The following is a 20,469-nucleotide window of genomic DNA, read 5'->3' on the forward strand; positions in this document are numbered from 1 at the left end:
ACATGACCCATCCTTGCGGCGCCGCCACCGCGCCCGGCCACGCCACGGCAGGCGCCGTGAATCCGCTGGCCAACGAAGACCTGCTGCCCACCACCGCCGCCCAGCGGCATTGGGGCTGGAAGGACTACGCGGCGCTGTGGGTCGGCATGGTCGTCTGCGTGCCCACCTACACCATGGCGAGTTCCATGCTGGACCAGGGCTTTTCCTGGCAGATGGCGGTGTGGCTGGTGTTCCTGGCCAATTGCATCGTGCTCGTGCCCATGCTGCTCATCGGGCGGGTGGGGCCGAAATACGGGGTGCCGTTTCCGGTGCTGGCCCGCGCGTCGTTCGGCGTCAAGGGGGCCAACCTGCCGGCGGTGCTGCGCGGCCTGGTGGCCTGCGGATGGTTTTCCATCAACTGCTATTTCGGGGCGCTCGCGCTGCACGGGTTCTTCAACATCCTCGGCTTTCAGCTCGCAGGGCCGGCCGACGGGCAGACCATCAGCACCTCGCAGCTCGTGTGCTTTCTGGCGTTCTGGGTCGTGCACATCTGGTTCATCTGGAAAGGCCCCGAGTCGATCCGCAAGCTGGAGGTGATCGCCGCGCCGCTGATGATCGCCGCCTCGGTGTTGCTGGTCGTGGTGCTGCTGATGCGCGTGCCGCCCGCCCAGCTTTTCAATCTACCGGCCAAGGTGGTGGAGGGCGGCCCCAAGACGTGGGCCGCGCTCACGGGGCTGGTGGGCTTTTGGGCGACGCTCGCGCTCAACATTCCCGATTTCACCCGTTTCGCCCGTTCGCAAAAGGATCAGGTGCTGGGCCAGGCCATCGGCCTGCCGATCCCGATGGCGCTGTTTTCGATGGTGGGGGTCATCGGGTTCTCCGCCTCGGCCATCCTCTACGGCAAGGCGCAGCTGTTTCCCGACGGGCTGCTCACGCAGATGGGCAGCGTGGCCTCGGGGCTGGGGCTGCTGGTCATCCTGCTGGCCAACCTGACCACCAACGTGGCCGCCAATCTGGTGTCGCCGTCGTACGACTTCAGCCAGATCGCGCCATCGAAGGTGAGCTTTCGCATGGGCGGGCTGATCGCCGCGCTGATCGGCCTGGTGTTCATGCCCTGGAAGCTGCTGGCCACCTCGGGCGGCTACCTGTTCACGTGGCTGGGGGGCTACGGCACGCTGCTGGGCGCCATCGCGGGCATTCTGCTGGTGGACTACTACCTGGTGCGAAAGACCGTGCTGAAGGTGGACGACCTCTATCGCCGCGGCGGTGAATACGAATACACCAACGGCTGGAACCTGCACGCGCTCGTCGCCTTCCTGCTCGGTGTGCTGCCCTGCCTGCCGGGCTATCTGGCCGTGTCGGGCGTGCTGGACAAGGCCACCATGCCCGGCGTGTGGCTGGCGCTTTTCGACGCGGGCTGGTTCTTCAGCCTGGCTGTCGCCGGTACGTATTACTTTCTGACGGCCAAGCGGCGCTGACCTGCCGCATCCGGCCTACTTTCAAGGAGATTCCATGAGCCAAGCCCTTCTGATCCGCGGCGGTACGGTGGTGAATGCCGACCGCGAGCAACGCGCCGATGTGCTGTGCGTGGACGGCCGCATCGCCGCCGTGGGCGACGACCTGGCCGCGCAGGTGCCCGCAGGCGCGCAGGTGCTGGATGCCGGCGGGCAATACGTGATGCCCGGTGGCATCGACCCGCACACGCACATGCAGCTGCCGTTCATGGGCACCGTCACCATGGACGACTTCTTCACCGGCACCGCCGCCGGCCTGGCGGGGGGGACCACCAGCATCATCGACTTCGTCATTCCCGACCCGCAGGAGCCGATGATGGATGCCTACCGCAAGTGGCGCGGCTGGGCTGAAAAGTCGGCGTCCGACTACGGCTTTCACGTGGCCGTCACCTGGTGGAGCGAGCAGGTGCGGGCCGACATGGGCACGCTGGTGCAGGAAGAGGGGATCAACAGCTTCAAGCACTTCATGGCCTACAAGAACGCCATCATGTGCGACGACGAAACCCTGGTGAACAGCTTCAAGCGGGCGCTGGAGCTGGGCGCCATGCCCACCGTGCATGCCGAGAACGGCGAGCTGGTGTACCTGCTGCAGCAGGAGGTGGCCAAGATGGGCATCACCGGCCCCGAGGGCCACCCGCTCGCCCGCCCGCCCATGGTGGAGGCCGAGGCCGCCAACCGCGCCATCGCCATCGCCGATGTGCTGGGCGTGCCCATCTACGTGGTCCACGTGAGCTGCGCCGAAGCGGCGCAAGCCATCGCCCGCGCCCGTGCCCGGGGCCAGCGCGTGTTCGGCGAAGTGCTGGCCGGCCACCTGCTGCTCGATGACAGCGTGTACCGCGACCCCGACTTCGCCACGGCGGCGGCCCATGTGATGAGCCCGCCGTTCCGGCCCCGTTCGGGCGGCCACCAGGAGGCGCTGTGGCGCGGCCTGCAGTCGGGCCAGCTGCACACCACGGCCACCGACCACTGCACCTTCTGCGCCGAGCAAAAGGCCATGGGCCGCGACAACTTCGCCAAGATCCCGAACGGCACGGGCGGCGTGGAAGAGCGCATGGCCGCCATCTGGGATAGCGGCGTGAACACCGGCCGGCTCACCCCTTCGGAGTTCGTCGCCATCACCTCCGCCAACGCCGCCAAGCTGTTCAATCTGTACCCGCGCAAAGGCCTCGTGGGCGCCGGGGGCGATGCCGACCTGGTGCTGTGGGACCCCGAGGGCACCAAGACGTTTTCGGCCAGGACGCAGCACAGCAAGGGCGACTTCAACATCTTCGAGGGCCGCACCGTGCGCGGCATTCCGAGCCACACCGTCAGCCAGGGCCGCGTGGTGTATGCCCGCGGCGACCTGCGCGCCGAGCCCGGCGCGGGCCGCTACGTGCCCCGGCCCGCGTTCGGCGCCAATTTCCAGGCCGTGCAGCGGCGCGCACACGACCTGGCCCCCACGGCGGTCGCCCGCTGATTCCCCTTTTGCAGGAGCCCACCATGGACACGAAAGCCAAGACCGACATCCGCCAACTGCGCATCAACGGCGAGCGCCTGTGGGATTCGCTCATGGAGCTGGCGCAGATCGGCGCCACGCCCAAGGGCGGCGTCTGCCGCCTCACGCTCACCGACCTGGACAAGCAGGGCCGCGACCTCGTCACCCGCTGGGCACGCGAGGCCGGCATGACGGTCACCATCGACCAGATCGGCAACGGCTTCATGCGCCGCGCGGGGCGCGACAACAGCCTGCCGCCCATCATGACCGGCAGCCACATCGACACCCAGCCGACCGGCGGCAAGTTCGACGGCAACTACGGCGTGCTGGCCGGCATCGAGGTCGTGCGCACGCTGAACGACCACGGCATCGAGACCGAGGCCCCGATCGAAGTCGCTTTCTGGACCAACGAAGAGGGCTCGCGGTTCGTGCCGGTGATGATGGGCTCGGGCGTGTTCGCCAAGGCCTTCACCCTGGAACACGCCTATGCCGCCGCCGACACCGAGGGCAAGACGGTGAAGGGTGAACTCGAGCGCATCGGCTACGTGGGCGACCAGGTGCCGGGCGACCACCCCATCGGCGCGTATTTCGAAACCCACATCGAGCAGGGCCCGGTGCTGGAGGACAACGACAAGACCATCGGCGTGGTGACCGGCGTGCTCGGCATCCGCTGGTACGACTGCACCGTGACCGGCATGGAAGCCCACGCCGGCCCCACGCCCATGGCCCTGCGCAAGGACGCGCTTCAGGTCGCCACCCACCTCATGCAGGAGGTGGTGGCCTGCGCCCATCGCCACCCGCCGCACGGGCGCGGCACGGTGGGCATGGTGCAGGTGCACCCCAACAGCCGCAACGTGATTCCGGGGCAGGTCAAGTTCAGCATCGACCTGCGCAACGCCACCGATGCCGATTGCGAAAGCATGGACCGGGACATCCGCGACGTGGCGGCCCGCCTCAGTGTCGAGACCGGCCTGCCGATCCAGATCGACCTGGTGTCCAGCTATCCCGCGCAGGTGTTCCATCCCGACTGCGTGGAGGCGGTCGGCCGGGCCGCCGCCAGCCTGGGCTACAGCCACATGCCCGCGGTGTCCGGCGCCGGGCACGATGCGGTGTACATGGCGCGCCTGGCGCCGGCCGGCATGGTGTTCATTCCCTGCAAGGACGGCATCAGCCACAACGAGATCGAAGACGCCAAGCCCGAGCACATCACGGCCGGCTGCAACGTGCTGTTGCACGCCATGCTGGAGCGCGCGGGCACCTGAGTGGCACTGAGTGGCACTGAATGGCACTGAATGGCAGCGTCTGCCGGGCGCGCAGGGCCTGCGGCGCTGTTACAGCAACCCTCCCGCGGTAGGGTTGTGGCACTGCGGCGGCGCGCATAACGTCCATCGCTTTGCTCCAAGCGATGCCTTCCATGACGACACCGACCCTGCACGCCCGCCACGCAGCCCCCGCGCCCATCCCTGCTTTCCCTGCAGCCCGCCTTTCCCTCCTGGCCGCCACGGTGGCCGCCGCCCTGGCACTGGCCGGCTGCGAAACCACCAACATGCGCATGGGCAGCCCCGACGCCAAGACCGTGGCCACGGGCAGCGCTGCCGGCGGCGCCACGCAAGGTGCCAGCAGCGAACTGGAACGCTGCGACGCGCCGCTGGGCACCGTCTCGCTCATCGAAAACCAGCAGGCCGGCTGGTACACCATTCTGCGCAACGAATACCGCCTGCCGCCGACGGCCAACCTGCTGCGCCTGCTGGTGCAACAGTCCAACTGCTTCGTGGTGATCGAGCGCGGCGCGGCCGGCATGACGGCCATGGACCGCGAGCGCGCCATCATGCAATCGGGCGAAATGCGCGGCGGCAGCAACTTCGGCAAGGGCCAGATGGTCGCCTCCGACTACGGCATGTCGCCCGAGATCGTGTTCAACAACGACAACGCGGGGGGCGCCTCCGCGTCCCTCGGCGGCCTGGTGGGCGGACGGGCGGGCGGCCTGCTGGCTGCGCTGGGCGGCAGCTTGAACACCAAGGAAGCGAGCGCGATGCTCACCCTCATCGACAACCGCTCCGGCGTTCAGGTGGCGGCGTCCGAGGGCAGCGCCTCCAAGACCGACTTCGGCGCGATGGGCCAGTTGTTCGGCGGGTCGGGTGGCGCGCGCCTGGGCGGCTACAGCAACACGGCCGAAGGCAAGGTGATCTCCGCGGCCTTCATGGACGCTTTCAACCAGATGGTGCGGTCGCTGCGCAGCTACAAGGCGCAATCGGTGAAGGGCCAGGGCCTGGGCGGCGGCGGGCGCCTGGGCGTGGATGGCGGCGCGGCGCCCTCGCAGACCTCGGCACCTCGGGCGCAGGCCGCAGCAGCTGCTGCTGCTGGCGGAATGTCGCTGCGCGATGCGCAGGCCAAGCTGAACGCGCTGGGGCACGACACCGGCACGCCGGATGGCGCCATGGGCGCCAAGACCGCGGCAGCCCTGCGCGCCTTCCAGAAAGAGCGCGGCCTGCCCGTGACCGGCCGGCTCGACGCCGCCACTGCGGCACAGCTCAGCCAGTGACGGTTTTCCGGGCGCGCCTTGACGGGGCGCGCCCGGTGGCCGAGCCGCTCGGCGCCGTCGCTGCGCCGCGGCAATAGGCCCTTGCCGCCCGTTGCGCGCACGCATCAAGGCACACGGAAACCGGGCTTTTACCCCCGCTCATCCATGGACGTTTCCCGTATCGTTGTTTCTTTTTGTAAACGATCTTCGGAGAAATGCCATGAAATTGCGCACGCGCATCCTGCTGCTGTGCGGGGCCACCCTGCTGGGGCTGGTCGTGTTGTCGGCGGTGGCCCTGACCACCTTGCGCCAGTCGATGATGACCGAGCGGACCAACCAGCTGTCCACGCTGGTGGTGCTGGCCCATGCGGCCGCGCAGAAGGCCTATGACCTGGAAAAGGCCGGCCAGCTGTCCCATGAAGACGCCTTGAAGGAGGCCAAGCGCGCCATCGGCAGCTTTCACAAGGGTGACCAGTATTTCTTCGTGCGCGGTTTCACCGACGACGTGAACTACGTGCACCCCAACCCCAAGCGCGTCGGCATCGTCGATGCCAAGGTGGGCAAGGAAGCCGGCGTGCGCTACCGCGCCGCGTTGCAAGGCAAGACCATCGGCACGGTGATCGCCAACGGCACGCGCCCCGGGGCCAAGGAAGAGGTCGAGAAGCTCTACGCCATCATCCATTTCGAGCCTTTCGACTGGATCATCGGCTTCGGCGACTACATCGACGACATCGACCAGGCCTTCTGGCGCAACACGGCCATCCTGCTGTCCATCGGCGGCGTGCTGATGCTCGTGCTGGTGGCGCTGGCGTGGGACATGCTGCGCACCCTGGTGCGCCAACTGGGCGGCGAGCCGCAATACGCCGCAGAAGTGGTCCGCCAGATCGCCGACGGCAACCTCGCCGTGGACGTGCACACCCGGCCCGGCGACAGCACCAGCATCCTGCATGCCATCCGCGCCATGCGCGACAACCTCGCGCGGTTGGTGCAACAGGTGCGCGACAGCACCGGCTCGATCACCACCGCATCGGCCGAGATCGCCTCCGGCAACGGCGACCTGTCGTCCCGCACCGAGTCGCAGGCCAGCGCCTTGCAGCAGACCGCCGCGTCGATGGAGGAGCTGACCTCCACCGTGCAGCAGAACGCCGACAACGCGCGCCGCGCCAACGAACTGGCCATGTCCGCCTCGGGCGTGGCCGTGCGCGGCGGCGCTGTGGTCGATCAGGTGGTGGACACCATGGGCTCGATCGATGCCTCGTCGCGCAAGATCGTGGACATCATCGGCGTGATCGACGGCATCGCCTTCCAGACCAACATCCTGGCGCTCAATGCCGCCGTGGAAGCCGCCCGCGCGGGCGAGCAGGGCCGGGGCTTCGCCGTGGTCGCCTCCGAGGTGCGCAGCCTGGCCCAGCGCAGCGCGGCCGCCGCGAAAGAGATCAAGGGGCTGATCGACGACTCGGTCGCCAAGGTCGGCGTGGGCACCCAGCTGGTCAAGCAGGCCGGTGCCACCATGCGCGAGATCGTGGAGGGCGTGCAGCGCGTCACCTCCATGGTGGGCGAGATCAGCGCGGCCAGCGCCGAGCAGAGCGCCGGCATCGCCCAGGTGAACCAGGCCGTCTCGCAGATGGACCAGGGCACGCAGCAGAACGCCGCGCTGGTCGAAGAGGCCCTGGCGGCGGCGCAATCGCTCAGCCACCAGGCCCAGGCGCTGGCCCATACCGTGGACCAGTTCCGCGTGGCGCAGGACGTGGGGAGCGTGACCAGTCGGCAATTGCTGCTCTAGTGCTTCGCCCGCTGCGCTAGTAACCAGTTGCTCGGCCGGCTGTGAAAACCGTTGCTGGGTGCTCACGCCCACGCAAAGCCATGCCATGCCTTGGGTCCATGTCGGCTGAAAGCAGCCTTTATGGCTTGCGCTTGCGCAATTCGTCGAGAAAGCGCTTTGCCCAGGGCGAGCTTTGCTCCACTGAATTCGGATCGATCAGCCCCAGTAGCTTGAAGGAATGGGCTCCTTTCCCATAAGGGAGCTTTGTCCGGCAGGAGGCTGTGGCACTCTGCAGTGCCGCATAGACAATCGCCTTGCTGGTGGATTCGCACGTGGACGCGGGTTTGGCCTGCGCCTTGAATCCGTGCCCGAAAAATGCAGCCACTGTGTTCCAGTCGGCCAGAAACCAGCTTTCCATGCATTGCGCCATCAAATGGGCATCTTGATCGGTGGCTTGAGCGGGAACGCTCCAACCCGCCTGATCCGACAGATGGCTCCACGGTCTGAAGGCGGGGCTGTGCGGAGGCTGATGCTGCGCTTTTAGCGGCTCTTCACTGTCCACCAGCAGCATGGCGTTCCGTCCTTGTTGTATAGCCGTTCGGAAGCTGTCGAATGCCTGCTCCCTGCCGCCGCAAGCGACGACGCGAGGGCGGCGAGTGTTACCTAGGTCTGTCTTGGCGAAAAAGGCAGCGAAAGCCTTGCGCAACTCTTTGTTCAGTGATTCGCTGTGGGCCCCGCTTCCACCGCCTTCGGCATAAACATAAAGATCGTCTTTGGTGCGCTTTACCATCTCGTTCCCCCTATCTGGCCCCGCATCCACAGATCCCCCAGGCGGTATTTTTCAAGCCAGGGAGCCATGTCTGTCGCATCCAGCCGCTCGATGCGCGAACCGCTCGCCCCCCTTGCCCCAACGGGCTCTGCTGATTCACTTGGTTCGCGGGTGCCGCCCGGGTCTCGCTCGCACACCAGGATGTTTTCCGGGCGTTCTGAAAAAGCGTCCACAAAAGCCGGGGCGTGGGTGGTCACGATCCACTGGGCGCGTGTACTGGCCTCTGACAACAGATGGGCCAGTTGGGGAAGGATGTCTGGATGCAGCCCCAGCTCAGGCTCTTCCAACACTATCAGCGGAGGCGGCGCCGGGTCGCATAAAACCGTGAGCAGGGCGAGGTATCGCAAAGTGCCATCGGACAGGCGCGTAGCGGGTATGGGTCCTGAGGTTTCAATCAGGAAGATTTGCGCATTGCCGCCGTCGTTGATCTGGACATGCATGTCTTCGATGCCCTCATAAACCAGCCGCAGCCCTTCCATGAATTGTTTCCAGGCGGGGCGGTGCATTTTGAGGCGATTGATCACCAGTGCCAGGTTCGAGTAGTCCTGTTCCAGCCGATCGCTTGGTAAATCGGTCCGCTGCTGCAGCCGGGGCGTCGCATAACGCCCGAACGTCCATTCCCTGTACAGCCGGATAGCGTCGAACTGATCGGCCAGCCAAGTCATTTCCGGATACAGGTCCGCATCGCGCTTTTGCGCCAGGATGGATTGGTCGGGTTTGATGGTCTCACGCACCAGCTTGCGTTCACCGATGCCGCGCGTGTTCAGTACAGGCCGGCCCTCGTTCCAACGGTAATAGAAATAGGGGTCCTCCCTGCCGGGGGCGGCCTGCTCGTTTTCCAGGAACTCGTCCCGCACGGCAAGGCGGCCACCCTCCTGGTTCAAGGCCAAGCCATAACGGAAGTCGTTGTTTCCCTGGGGGTTGGCGATCAGGGCCTCGATGCGCGCATCGCGACGGGCCGCCGACGATTCCGATTTGTAGAGCCAGTCCTGGATGCCGCCACCGTCGCGAATGGGCTTGGTGAGCTGCCCCGGCGCGGCCTGGAGTATGGAGAGCGCCTCCAGAAAGTTGGACTTCCCCGATCCGTTGGGTCCGATGAGGATGTTTAACGGGCCCAGGGGGACGGCTTCGCTTTCCGGGCCGTAGCTCAGAAAGCTGGTGAGTTTCAGGCTTTTGATCAGCATGGCGATGCTTGTGGCTGACGGTGCTTACGCGGCGCTATCGGTGATTTTCAAGAAGTGGTCCAGCATGTGGAAGTGGTCTTCGAAGAAGGCCTCTTCCATGGCCGCCAGTTCGGCGATGGGCGTCCATTGCACCTGCATGGCGTCGTCGTCGGCCTGCACGGCGGGGAAGGGCGCATCGCCCAGATCGAAGTAGTGGGCGTGCGTGATGGTGCGCCCGCGCTGGCTGCGGTCGGGGTGGTCGAAGACGGCGGTGTCGCGCAGGGCGCGGCGCAGGATGGCGGCGGGCACGTCGCAATGCGTTTCCTCGGCCAGTTCGCGCAGGCACGACTGCCACAGCGTCTCGCGCTGCTCGATGAACCCGCCCGGCATGGCCAGCTGGCCTTTGCCCGGGGCGTGCGCGCGGCGGATGATGAGCACGTGGTCCTGGCAGCGCAGCACGGCGTCCACGGTGACGAACACCGGCGCATAGGGCGCCTGCGCCCAGGATTCGCGGTAGCGGCGCAGCACGCGCCATTCTTCCTGCAGGGCCGCGTAGTGCGGCTGCTGCGCGAACACGTCCAGAAATTCGAGCGTGCTCGCCGGTACCTGGTCGGCCAGCGGCCCCAGCGCCGTGAGCACCCCCTGCGGCGACGCGCCGAAGTAGGCTTCGCGGATGGCCGTGGCATCGATGGTGCCCTGGCGTTCCATCGGAATGAGCGACCAGCCCGGGAAGGCATCCAGATAGCTGCTGGTCGCGTCCTTGAAGTGCCCCACCAGGCCGATGCGCGCATCGGGCAGCACATGCAGCGACACGGCACGCAGCACGGCGGCGACCCACAGGGCCTCGTTGTAGTAGTCGCGCACGGGCAGCACGGTCAGCCGGGCGCGGTCGGCCTCGGGCAGGGCGTTGCGCAGCATGGATTCGCGTTCGGCCCAGGTGAACGGGTTCTTGGGCGAGCGGGCCTGCCAGGCCGAACCCATGACCACGATCACGTTGTTGGCGCTGTCCAGCGCGCGCTGCAAAAGGGCCAGGTGGCCGTTGTGGACGGGCTCGAAGCGGCCGATGTAGATGGCGGTGTCGTACATGTGTGTTCCGGTTGGGCTCCCCGTGCCGTGAGCGGCGCCGTCGGGGCTGCTGGGAATGTAGCCGGCATGGCCGGGGCGGGCGGCCAGCCCTGCCAGAAACCCCGCTGCGGCCTGCTGGACGCATGTAAAAGCGTTTGCTATAAAAATAATAGCTATATGCCGTAGTATTTATTGTGCTGGAGGCCTTTTTGATGCATGGCCTTCAGGGCTGGCAGGGCACGCGCCCGTTCACACGTACCGCGCGGCGATGGGCATCTGCCGTCCCGTACCGAACGCCTTGGCGCGCACGCGCACGATCGGCGGGGCCTGGCGCCGCTTGTATTCGCTGCGCGCCACCATCATGCGCACCCGGTGGGCCAGCGCCCGGCCTTCCTCGCTGGTGCTCAGCTGGGCGGCGAACGCGTGGGCCGATGCGTACTCGGCGCGCGACAGGCCTTCTCCTTCGATCAGCAGCTTGAGAATCTCGTCCAGCACCGGGTAGGGCGGCAGGCTGTCGGCGTCTTTCTGGCCGGGCGCGAGTTCGGCCGACGGGGGCTTGTCGATGATGGCCTGCGGGATGAGTTCGCGCCCCGCGTTCTCGTTGACGTGTCGCGACAGCTCGAAGATCTCCGTCTTGTAGAGGTCGCCCAGCAGCCCCAGGCCGCCGTTGGTGTCGCCGTACAGCGTGCAGTAGCCCACCGAGATCTCCGACTTGTTGCCGGTGGTCAGCAGCAGGTGCCCGAAGGCGTTGGAATATTCCATCAGCGTCGTGCCGCGGATGCGCGCCTGCACGTTCTCCAGCGGCAGCCCGCGCAGCGGCTGGCCGAAGCTGGCCTCGAACTGCTTCGAAAAACCCGTCACCAGTTCCGCGATGGGGTGCGTGTGCAGCACCACGCCCAGGTTGCGGCACAGCTGCACGGAATCGTCCACCGAGCCGCTCGACGAAAAGTGCGAAGGCATGGTGATGCCCACCACGTTCTCCGGACCGAGCGCCTCGGCCGCCAGCGCCAGGGTGAGCGCGCTGTCGATGCCGCCCGAGCTGCCCACCACCGCCTGGGTGAAGCCGCAGCGGCGCGCATAGTCCCGCAGGCCCAGCACGATCTGCTGGCGGTAGAACGCCATCGTGGGCAGGCCTTGGCGCGGCACGGGGGGCAGGTCGGAGCCGTCCAGCCGGGCGAAATGCCCGTTGTCCAGCAGTTGCACGGTGGACACGTCTTCTTCGAAGCGGCGCGCCTCGAACACCACGCCGTCCTCCGGCTCGACCGCGAAGGATGCGCCGTCATACACCACCTGGTCGTGCCCGCCGACCTGGTTCACGTAAACGATCGGCAGGCCGTGCCGGCGCGCCGCATCGCCGAACACCTGGTGGCGCACCTCGCGCTTGCCGATGTGGCTCGGGCTCGCGTTGATGCTCACCACCAGGTCGGGTGCGGCATCGGCCATGCGCTGGAAGGGATTGGTCAGGTAGTCGGCGCCGGCATCGTTCCAGCCGTCCTCGCAGACGAGAAAGCCCACTTGCGACGTGCCGATGCGCAGCACCTTCGCCACGTCGGGCCCCGGCTCGAAATGGCGGCGCTCGTCGAAGATGTTGTAGGTGGGCAGAAGTTGCTTGGCGTACGACAGCCGCACCTCGCCGGCCCGCAGCACGCGCAGCGCGTTGTGCAGCCGCTTGCCCGGTCCGGGCGTGCGAATCGGCATGCCGACCACCCAGTGCAGCGCGGGCATGCCAGCAGAGGCCTGGCACAGCCGCGCCAGGCCCGCGTCCAGCCGTTCGAGAAAGGCGGGTTCGTCCAGCATGTCGCCGGGGTAGTACCCGCACAGCGAAAGTTCGGAGAACACCACCAGGTCGGACTGCGCGGCCGCGGCCTGCTGCGCGGCGGCGATCATGCGTTCGACGTTGCCTTCGATGTCGCCCACGGTGAGGTTGAGCTGGGCCAGGGTGATGCGGAGCATGGTTCGTTTCCTTCGGGTTCTTGCGTCGGGGTCGTGTGGGATGCGCGTCGGTCGCTTCAAGGCGCTGCGCGGCCTGTCATTCGGGGCGCACGTTGAACACCTGCCGCAGATAGGCCAGGTAGGTTTCGTCGTCGCACATCGTCTTACCGGGGCTGTCCGACAGCTTGGCGACCGGCTGGCCGTTGGCGCGGGTGATCTTCATCACGATGTTGAGCGGCGCCACGCCCATGTCGTTGGTGAGCTGCGTGCCGATGCCGAAACCCAGCGGTACCCGATCGCTGAAATGCCGGTACAGCGCCAGCGCCTTGTCCACGTTCAGCCCGTCGGAGAACACGAGCCGCTTGGTGTGCGCGTCGATGCGCAGGCGGGCATAGTGCGCCAGCGCCTTTTCGCCCCAGGCCACCGGGTCGCCCGAGTCGTGGCGCAGGCCGTCGAACAGCTTGGCGAAGTACAGGTCGAAGTCGGCCAGGAAGGCGTCCATGCCCACCGTGTCGGTCAGCGCGATCCCGAGGTCGCCCCGGTACTCCTGCACCCAGTCCTCCAGCGCGGCCTTCTGGAAATCTCGCAGCCGCACGCCCAGCGCCTGATAGGTCTGCAGGTATTCGTGCGCCATGGTGCCGATGGGCACCAGGTTCAGGTCGCGCGCCAGCAGCACGTTGGACGTCCCCTTGAACCACCGTGGCGCGTGCTGGGCGAACGCCTGCACCACCTCGCGCTGCCACGCGCCGCTGTAGCGCCGGCGCAGGCCGAAGTCGAACATCTCGAACGGGTGCGCCCGCTCGGGCTCGCCCGCCAGCGCCTGCACGTGCGCGATCTTTTCCGCCAGCCGGCGCCGGCCCTCGGCCAGCGCCGCCGCGGGGTCGAAGCGGCGAAAGTACAGCTCGTTCACGATTGCCAGCACGAAGATCTCGAAGCCCATCACATGCACCTGCGGGCCGCGCGCCACGATGTGCAGGTCTTCGCCCTCGGCCCGCGCTTCGATGAACGCGCGCTGGAACTGAAAGAGCCGCAGAAAGTCCACGAAGTCACTCTTGATGAATCGCAGCCCGGCCAGGTATTCCAGGTCGGCCGCCGAGAACCGCAGCGCGCACAGCCCGTCGAGCGCCTGGTTCACCTCGTCCAGCAGTTCGGCGAGCGGGTAGGCCGGCCGGTTGCGGCACACGTAGCGGTACTCCGCCTGCGTCTGCGGATGGCTGTGCAGCAATGCCTGCCACATCGTGAACTTGTAGAGGTCGGTATCGAGCAGGCTGGTGATGACGGGTTGCATGGCGTTTGCTATGGTTTTAGGAGTCGATGCCGGGATGGAATATGCGCTAGAGGCTGATTTCGTCGCTGCGGGCCAGCTGCGCCCCCTGGGCGCGCATGGCATCGAGAAAATCCTGCTGCTGCGCCTCGAAGCCGGCCACGGGGCTCATGCAATCGGTCAGCAGCACGACGCGGCTGGCCTGCCAGCCGGGCTGCAGGCGCGGCAGGTGCAGCACGATGTGCTCTGCGGTGGCGCGCACGCAGTGGCTGCCGGCCTCGCCCGCGATGACCAGGCGGTCCGCCGTGCCCAGCGCGTGCAGCAGCCGGGTGTTCAGCGCGGTGGAGGGGTCGTCGGCATCGGGCACCTCGGCCTCGATGGCGCTGTAGTGCTCGGTCCACGGATTGGTGCCCTTGAACACGTTGCACACCGCGCGCTGGCGCTGCGCCTGCCACGCGCCGCAGGCGGCCAGCACGTCGGCATGCACGCCGTGGCCCCAGCTGCCGATCTCGCAGTGCACGGGCCACACCATCAGCGTGTAGCGGCCCTGTGCCTCCAGCGCGTCCAGATAGGCGAGCACGCGGGCCATCGCGCCGCCGTCGCGCGGCACGAAGGCACCGGCACGCACCTGCGCCGCCGTGATGGGCGTGAACGGGGCGACCTCGCCGCCGTCTCCCCGGCGCCAGAACGTGGGGTGGGCCACGTCGTAGCGCTGGTGCGAATCGAGCGTGACCGTGACGCCGTCCAGCCCCTGGCCCACGCGGCGGATGAAGGCCGCCAGGCGCTGCATGTCGGCATGGGCGCCCGCCACGGGGAGGGTGGGCGCCACCGGCTGGCCGGTGAGCGGGCCGGCTGGCTGCCACGTTGCGGGCAGGTCGCAAAAATCGTTCTGCGGGTCGATCACCAACAGCTGGGTCGTCGAAGGGCGGGTCATGGTGGCAAAGTCCTTGATGCGATGGGCGAAGTCTATTCCTCTTAGTTTGATTTTGCAACTAAGTGGGTGTGACGACGTGTTCGTCGCTTTCCAACCGATGGAAACCGGGGGCGAAGGCCTGCCAGCCGCTTCGGGGTGATAGGCTTGTTCGTCCATTCCTGCACATAACTGCGATTCCGATGACCGCCCACGACCCGCCAGCCATCATCTGCACCGTCGACACCGTGCTGCTCACGCTGCGGGCCGGCACGCTCCACGTGCTGCTGGTGCGCCGCGACAAGGCGCCTTATGCCGGCGCCTGGGCATTGCCCGGCGGCTACATCCATGCGCAGGACGACGCCGATGCACAGGCCAGCGCCGCCCGCGTGCTGCGCGACAAGGCCGGGCTGCAAAGCCCCTATCTGGAGCAGCTCTCCACCTTCTCGGGCCTGGCGCGCGACCCGCGCGGCTGGTCGATCGCCGTGGCCTATTGCGCGCTGGTGCCCGCCGAGGCGCTCGACGGGTTGCCGCCCCGCCAGGGCGTGAAACTGGTGCCGGTGGATGCGTTGCCGCCGCTGCCGTTCGACCACCGCGCGATGGTGGACGCCGCCCTGGCCCGCGTGCGCAGCAAAAGCCTCTATTCCTCGCTGCCCGTGCACCTGTGCGGCGAGGCGTTCACGCTGCCGCAGCTCCAGGCGGTGTACGAGGCGGTGCTCGGCGAGGCGATCAACAAGGTGAGTTTTCGCCGCAAGATGGACGAGCTGGGCATGCTGGAGCCCGTGCCCGGAGGCATGGTGCAGGGTGGCGCCCACCGGCCCGCGCAGCTCTATCGCCTGCGGCCGGCGTTTCGCCGCACCCTGGCGCTGTCGGCCCGCGGGCTCTGACGTGAAAAAGCCCCTTGCGGGGCGTCGGAGGAGCAAGCGGGGCGTTCAGGCCGGCACGGCCTTGGTCTCTTCGTAGGTCTGCAGGTACTGTCTGGCCAGCTCGGTTTTCTGCCTTTCGGTGAGCAGCTTGCCGGCCATCTGGAAGAAGCGGTGCTCCTCTTCCTCCAGGTGGTGATGCACCTTCTCGCCCAGCTTCTTGGCAATGGCCAGCCAGGCGGAACTGCTCGGGTCGGCGGCCTCCAGGTCTTCGACCAGTTCGTCGAGGGCGTGGTGTTCGGCGATGGCGTGGCGCGACAGGTCGATGCCCGCATCGTGCTCCATGAGCGGGCGGTAGAAGTGGCGGTCTTCCGCCAGCTCGTGGGCGGCCAGCTCGCGCTTGAGCTCGGCGAAGCGCTCATGCCGCTGCGGCGTATCGCCGCTGGTGGCTTCCACCAGGCGGACCATCTCGCGCTGGCGTTCGTGGCTCTCGCGCAGGGCTTCGAAAATGTTCATGCGCCGTACCGCCTTATTTCAGCGCCTTGCGGGCTGCGCCGATGCCGAGAACGGCCAGCACGACGAACACCACGGCGATGACCAGGAAGATGAAGAACAGGATCTTCGCGATACCGGCGGCGCCTGCCGCGACCCCGGTGAAACCCAGCGCGCCAGCGATGAGGGAAATGATGGCGAAGATGATGGCGTACTTCAGCATGGTGAGAGCTCCGTTGAGTAGGGGGGTGGAGCGATCATTCCAGCGCGGCCTGCCCACTGGCGTCAGCAGACCCGGAGTGCGCCTGTAGGAAAGGCGCGCAGACGGCGTCCAGGTCTCCGCCCGGCGGCCGGCGGCCGCCGGGCGGAGGGCTCAGGCGTTCAATCCGAACGCGAAGGACCGGCCTTTGTCAAAGCGTTTCGGGCTTCGACCAGCAGATGCAGCACCTTCGGGTGGCCCTTTGATTTCGCCAACCGCTCGGCTCGCGCCAGGCTGCCATGCGCTCCTGCGTCCAGCAGCAGCTTCACCACGTCCGCATGTCCATGGGCTGCCGCCTGGGTGAGTGCCGTCTCGGAGGACTCGCCCGACCGCATCTCCAGGTTGCCGGCCATGCCGTGGCGCAGCAGCAGCGAGACGACGTCGGCATGGCCGTTCATCGCCGCCAGCATGGTGGCGTTCTCCCCGTAGAACTTGGTGGCTTGCACGTCGCCGGCGGCTTCTTTCTTCAGCAAGGTTTCCATGACCTGCGCATGTCCATTGCTGGCGGCCAGCATGAAGGGCGTCAGCCCGTCTCTGTCCTTGGATGTCGAATCCACCTTTGCGTCCAAAAGCAGTTCCACGGCGGCGGTGTGGCCATTTTTCGTGGCCGCGAGGAGGGCGGAGTACCGAAACTCGGTGCGTTGGTCGGCCACCGCGCCCGCTTTCAGCAGCAGGGCCATCATCTCGACGTTGCCGGTTTCCGCCGATCGCATCAGCGGCGTGGTTCCATCGGGCGTGTCGCGGTGAACGCTCGCCTTGGCTGCGACCAGCAGCTTGGCGGCCCGCACATTCTGTTGCCCGACCGCCCGCATGAGCGCGCATTCCCCGCGCCAGTCGCGCTGGTCCAGGTGGCTGCGGCTCGATAGCATGGCCGCCATTTCGTAGTGGCCGTTATCGAGCGCCTCCATCAGCGGTGTCACGCCACCGTGCAGAAAGCCTGTGTAGGCGTTGGGCTTGGCGCCCGCCTGCAGCAGCACCCGCGCGACCCCCATGCGGCCTTGGCGTGCGGCCTCGTGCAGCGCCGTCCTGCCGTCATGGCTCGTTGCGTCCACGCGCGCTCCGGCGCCGTGCAGCATTTGCACGAGCAGCTCGTTGCCCGCGGCCGCGGCCACCATGAGGGGCGTTCTGCCCGCGCTGGATGACTGCTCCAGCATGCCGCGGTTTTTCGCGCCCTTGAGGGATGCCTGCACGAGGATGCCCACGGAAGCCACATCGCCTGCCTGGACGGCCAGGTACAGGGCCGTTTCTCCATTCTTGTTGCGGGCATCGGTCACCGCGCTGGCTCTCAGCAGCTCGCTCACCATGGCGGTCTGGCCATAGCGCGCCGCATGCATCAAGGGCGTGTCGCCCCGTTTGTTGACCGCCTGCAGTGCCTCAGGGGACATGAGCAGGGTGGCGACCGAGCCGGCGCCCGCAGCGGCGGCGTGGTGCAGCAGGGTGTTCTGATTCCGGTCCTTCCAGCCCGATGGCATCGGCAGCGTCACCAGCAGGCTGGCGAGCGCCAGGTCGCCGGCCATCAGGCTTTGCGCCACGGCACCGGGCCGTTCCTGCTCCGGGAGCTTGTCGACCTCTTCGGCAGCCTGGTTCAGCAGGAGGAATTCCGCTTCCCGGGAGGCTTGCCGGTAGCGCTTCATGGCGGGGTGCATCAGGGCGGCGAGCCAGGCGGCGTGCGGGGCGTCTGGCGAAGCGTTTTGCGAGGTGCCCGGCAAGGTGCCGGGCGAGGTGGAGGTGCCGTTGCGGACCATGCTCCAGACCTTGGCCGGATCGAGGCTGCGCAGCTCCTCGGAATCTTTCGTGGACTGGAAGGCGCTCATGAGCAGCGCCGCAGGCCATTCCATCGCCGCAGAGAGGTCGGAAAGCCGCAGGCTCCGGTAGCCGGTTCCGCCAGCCGCATCCCGCTCCTTGATGTAGAAATCTCCGTCACCGATGCGCTTGATTTTGCGGTCGCCCTCGGCCGTCGACATGCTATCGACGACCTCGAACTTCTCCTTGTCGATCAGCCCCTGCTTTTGCATGTTCTTGGCGATGACGCGCATGAGCAGCGCAGGATTTTCAAGGATGGAATAGGGTGCGTCCTCTTCGCCGGTGGGCTCGTGTTCCGTGATGACGACCCAGGCAGGGATCGCTCCGAACCGCCCTTGCAGTCCAGCTTCCAGAGAATCCCCGTACTCCTTGTGCAACTGCCCCGCGGTTTCCAGCGTCAGCGGCCGCCCCAGGTGTTGCCTGAAGCGCTCATGCACTTCGCTCAGGCATTCCTGCGCCAGGTGCCGTACCAGCTCGACCGTGTTCACGCGGGCCTCCGCGAAGGCCGCCGCCTCCTGGACGTGGGCACTGACGGTCTGCACATCGACGAAGCTGTCGCTGCGTTCCGCGACGCCAAACCGTTCCGCCAGGAAATTGCGGTAGCCGTTCACATAGTGGATCTCGTTGCCCTCGTAGTTGGCAAGTCCCTTGTGCCTTGCGTGGCTGAAGTCGCGCAGCGCCTGGTCCAGCATGTCCTCCCATACCCTGTTGGCATAGGTGTGCAGGCCCTTGGTCAGGTTCAGGTCCTGCGTGGCCATGATCAGGTTGGTCGTGGTGCCTTCGGAGCAAACCAGCAGCCCCGATGCCAGGTTCTCGATGATGTCCATGCGTGTGGACAGCGGGATCGCGTGGTCGGCCACGGCCATGCACAGGGTGTCCAGCGACGCCTTGCCTTCGTCGTAGAGGCGCGATATCTGGGTGGAATAGTGTCCTGTCGAGCCGCCTTCGACCCGGCTTTTGAAAATATCCAGCGCCGTGATGGACTGCTGGGATTTGGCGGAGGGGTGTTCTTCCAGAAAGGTTTTCAGCTTGCCGATGCCGGCCCGGTACTGCGTCATCAGCTGTTTGCCGCGTCCCGATTTTTCGAAAGCCTTTATCGAAGTTCCGTCGCGGCTCGGCTCGTAGCGCACGGCTTCCTGCCCGGCGTAAGGCTGCGCCGCCGTCGTTGCGCGGGGCGGATTGTGGAAGTGTTTCGTGATCTGCATGGACGGCCTTGGAGATGCCGGGACCATAGGGGGACGGCGCGCGTGGACAGTGCGCGCATCCGAAGCGATTGCCGGGTGGCCGCTGCCGCCAGGCCCCTATTGCTTTCGCGGCAGGGGCCTGCGTGAATGCGTGAAGGCGCGTGCACCACGCCGGTCGCGTGGCGGGCTTAGAGCCCTGCGGCTGCGCGCAGCGCTGCTGCCTTGTCGGTCTTTTCCCAGGTGAACTCGGGCTCTTCGCGGCCGAAGTGGCCGTAGGCCGCGGTCTTTTCGTAGATCGGGCGCAGCAGGTCCAGCATCTGGATGATGCCCTTGGGCCGCAGGTCGAAATGCTCCTGCACCAGCTTGGCGATCTGGTCGTCCGGGATCACGCCCGTGCCCTCGGTGTACACGGTGACGTTCATCGGGCGGGCCACGCCGATGGCGTAGGCCACCTGGATCTGGCACTGGCGCGCCAGGCCGGCTGCCACGATGTTCTTGGCCACGTAGCGCGCGGCGTAGGCGGCCGAGCGGTCCACCTTGGTCGGGTCTTTGCCGCTGAAGGCGCCGCCACCGTGCGGGCAGGCGCCGCCGTAGGTGTCCACGATGATCTTGCGGCCTGTCAGGCCGCAATCGCCTTGCGGGCCGCCGATGACGAAGCGGCCGGTGGGGTTGATCAGGTACTTGGTGTCCTTCAGCCACTCGCTGGGCAGCACGGGCTTGATGATCTCTTCGATGACGGCTTCGGTGAAGCTGGCCTTCATCCTGGTGGACGTCTCGCTCTGGTCGGGGTGGTGCTGCGTGGAGAGCACCACGGTGTCGATGCTGTGGGGCTTGCCGTCCACGTAGCGCATCGTCACCTGGCTCTTGGCGTCGGGCCGCAGGAAGGGCAGGCGCCCGTCCTTGCGCAACTGAGCCTGGCGTTCGACCAGGCGGTGCGCGTAGTAGATGGGCGCGGGCATCAGCTCGGGCGTCTCGTCGCAGGCGTAGCCGAACATCAGGCCCTGGTCGCCGGCGCCGGTGTTCAGGTGGTCGTCGCTGGCCTGGTCCACGCCCTGGGCGATGTCGTTGCTCTGCTTGTCGTAGGCCACGAGCACGGCGCAACCCTTGTAGTCGATGCCGTAGTCGGTGTTGTCGTAGCCGATGCGCTTGATGGTGTCGCGCGCGACCTGGATGTAATCCACGTGCGCGTTGGTGGTGATCTCGCCCGCTAGCACCACGAGCCCGGTGTTGGTGAGGGTCTCGGCCGCCACGCGGCTGCGGGGGTCTTGCTTGAAGATCGCATCGAGAATCGCGTCGGAAATCTGGTCGGCCACCTTGTCGGGGTGGCCTTCAGAGACGGATTCGGAGGTGAAAAGGAAATCGTTCGCCATTTGAATAAACTCCTGTGTTCCGGCATTTTGGGCGTTGCCCTCAGCCTTGGGAGCTTTGGCGAACGCTTTAGCAGATTTGTTTTAC

16 protein-coding genes are annotated in these 20,469 nt (G+C 66.9%); 6 read left to right on the plus strand and 10 right to left on the minus strand.

Annotated elements, in window-relative coordinates; all coding sequences use genetic code 11:
- Positions 1 to 2: 2 nt before the first annotated feature.
- From AVHM3334_RS04600 to AVHM3334_RS04620, 5 genes are all read left to right on the plus strand, one after another.
- Complete coding sequence (locus AVHM3334_RS04600; protein ID WP_284410042.1) at positions 3 to 1,457, plus strand: NCS1 family nucleobase:cation symporter-1; 1,455 nt, start codon at positions 3 to 5, stop codon at positions 1,455 to 1,457.
- A 34-nt stretch (positions 1,458 to 1,491) separates the two neighbouring features.
- Positions 1,492 to 2,949, plus strand: a complete 1,458-nt coding sequence (gene hydA, locus AVHM3334_RS04605; protein ID WP_284410043.1) for a dihydropyrimidinase — start codon at positions 1,492 to 1,494, stop codon at positions 2,947 to 2,949.
- 23 nt (positions 2,950 to 2,972) lie between these two features.
- A complete protein-coding gene (locus tag AVHM3334_RS04610) occupies positions 2,973 to 4,229 on the plus strand; it encodes a Zn-dependent hydrolase (RefSeq protein ID WP_284410045.1) in 1,257 nt (418 codons plus the stop codon).
- Positions 4,230 to 4,381: 152 nt separating this feature from the next.
- On the plus strand, positions 4,382 to 5,509 hold the full coding sequence (locus tag AVHM3334_RS04615; protein ID WP_284410046.1) for a peptidoglycan-binding domain-containing protein: 1,128 nt from the start codon (positions 4,382 to 4,384) through the stop codon (positions 5,507 to 5,509).
- Positions 5,510 to 5,708: 199 nt separating this feature from the next.
- Positions 5,709 to 7,271 (plus strand): methyl-accepting chemotaxis protein, encoded by a 1,563-nt coding sequence (locus AVHM3334_RS04620; RefSeq protein ID WP_284410048.1) that lies wholly within the window; start codon positions 5,709 to 5,711, stop codon positions 7,269 to 7,271.
- 118 nt (positions 7,272 to 7,389) lie between these two features.
- Here AVHM3334_RS04620 and AVHM3334_RS04625 read toward each other — a convergent pair whose 3' ends face one another.
- From AVHM3334_RS04625 to AVHM3334_RS04650, 6 genes are all read right to left on the minus strand, one after another.
- Positions 7,390 to 8,040 (minus strand): DUF4276 family protein, encoded by a 651-nt coding sequence (locus AVHM3334_RS04625; RefSeq protein WP_284410049.1) that lies wholly within the window; start codon positions 8,038 to 8,040, stop codon positions 7,390 to 7,392.
- Positions 8,034 to 9,263 (minus strand): AAA family ATPase, encoded by a 1,230-nt coding sequence (locus AVHM3334_RS04630; RefSeq protein ID WP_284410051.1) that lies wholly within the window; start codon positions 9,261 to 9,263, stop codon positions 8,034 to 8,036. The genes AVHM3334_RS04625 and AVHM3334_RS04630 overlap by 7 nt, the downstream gene beginning before the upstream one ends.
- Positions 9,264 to 9,287: 24 nt before the next feature.
- Complete coding sequence (locus AVHM3334_RS04635; RefSeq protein ID WP_284410054.1) at positions 9,288 to 10,328, minus strand: bifunctional nicotinamide-nucleotide adenylyltransferase/Nudix hydroxylase; 1,041 nt, start codon at positions 10,326 to 10,328, stop codon at positions 9,288 to 9,290.
- Positions 10,329 to 10,556: 228 nt separating this feature from the next.
- Positions 10,557 to 12,260 (minus strand): NAD+ synthase, encoded by a 1,704-nt coding sequence (locus AVHM3334_RS04640; RefSeq protein ID WP_284410056.1) that lies wholly within the window; start codon positions 12,258 to 12,260, stop codon positions 10,557 to 10,559.
- A 76-nt stretch (positions 12,261 to 12,336) separates the two neighbouring features.
- Entirely contained in the window at positions 12,337 to 13,527 is a 1,191-nt protein-coding gene (gene pncB, locus AVHM3334_RS04645) for a nicotinate phosphoribosyltransferase (protein WP_284410058.1), read from the minus strand.
- Positions 13,528 to 13,573: 46 nt separating this feature from the next.
- Positions 13,574 to 14,437, minus strand: a complete 864-nt coding sequence (locus AVHM3334_RS04650) for a cysteine hydrolase family protein (RefSeq protein WP_284410061.1) — start codon at positions 14,435 to 14,437, stop codon at positions 13,574 to 13,576.
- 179 nt (positions 14,438 to 14,616) lie between these two features.
- On the opposite strand from AVHM3334_RS04650, the gene AVHM3334_RS04655 reads away from it, so the two are divergent.
- Positions 14,617 to 15,300 carry an NUDIX hydrolase gene (locus AVHM3334_RS04655; RefSeq protein ID WP_284410063.1) on the plus strand — a complete coding sequence of 228 codons (684 nt, stop codon included), beginning with the start codon at positions 14,617 to 14,619 and terminating at the stop codon, positions 15,298 to 15,300.
- Positions 15,301 to 15,345: 45 nt separating this feature from the next.
- Here AVHM3334_RS04655 and AVHM3334_RS04660 read toward each other — a convergent pair whose 3' ends face one another.
- The 4 genes from AVHM3334_RS04660 to metK form a co-directional block, all read right to left on the minus strand.
- Positions 15,346 to 15,792 carry a hemerythrin domain-containing protein gene (locus AVHM3334_RS04660; protein ID WP_284410065.1) on the minus strand — a complete coding sequence of 149 codons (447 nt, stop codon included), beginning with the start codon at positions 15,790 to 15,792 and terminating at the stop codon, positions 15,346 to 15,348.
- Between the two features lie 13 nt (positions 15,793 to 15,805).
- Positions 15,806 to 15,991: a DUF1328 family protein gene (locus AVHM3334_RS04665; protein WP_092743319.1), complete on the minus strand. Its 186-nt coding sequence runs from the start codon at positions 15,989 to 15,991 to the stop codon at positions 15,806 to 15,808.
- A 158-nt stretch (positions 15,992 to 16,149) separates the two neighbouring features.
- The gene (locus AVHM3334_RS04670; RefSeq protein WP_284410068.1) at positions 16,150 to 19,035 is read right to left on the minus strand and encodes an ankyrin repeat domain-containing protein; all 2,886 of its coding nucleotides are present in this window, start codon (positions 19,033 to 19,035) and stop codon (positions 16,150 to 16,152) included.
- 167 nt (positions 19,036 to 19,202) lie between these two features.
- A complete protein-coding gene (gene metK, locus AVHM3334_RS04675) occupies positions 19,203 to 20,384 on the minus strand; it encodes a methionine adenosyltransferase (protein ID WP_284410070.1) in 1,182 nt (393 codons plus the stop codon).
- Between the last annotated feature and the right edge of the window lie 85 nt (positions 20,385 to 20,469).

The organism is Acidovorax sp. SUPP3334, assembly GCF_030159055.1.
Classification (GTDB): domain Bacteria; phylum Pseudomonadota; class Gammaproteobacteria; order Burkholderiales; family Burkholderiaceae_C; genus Paracidovorax.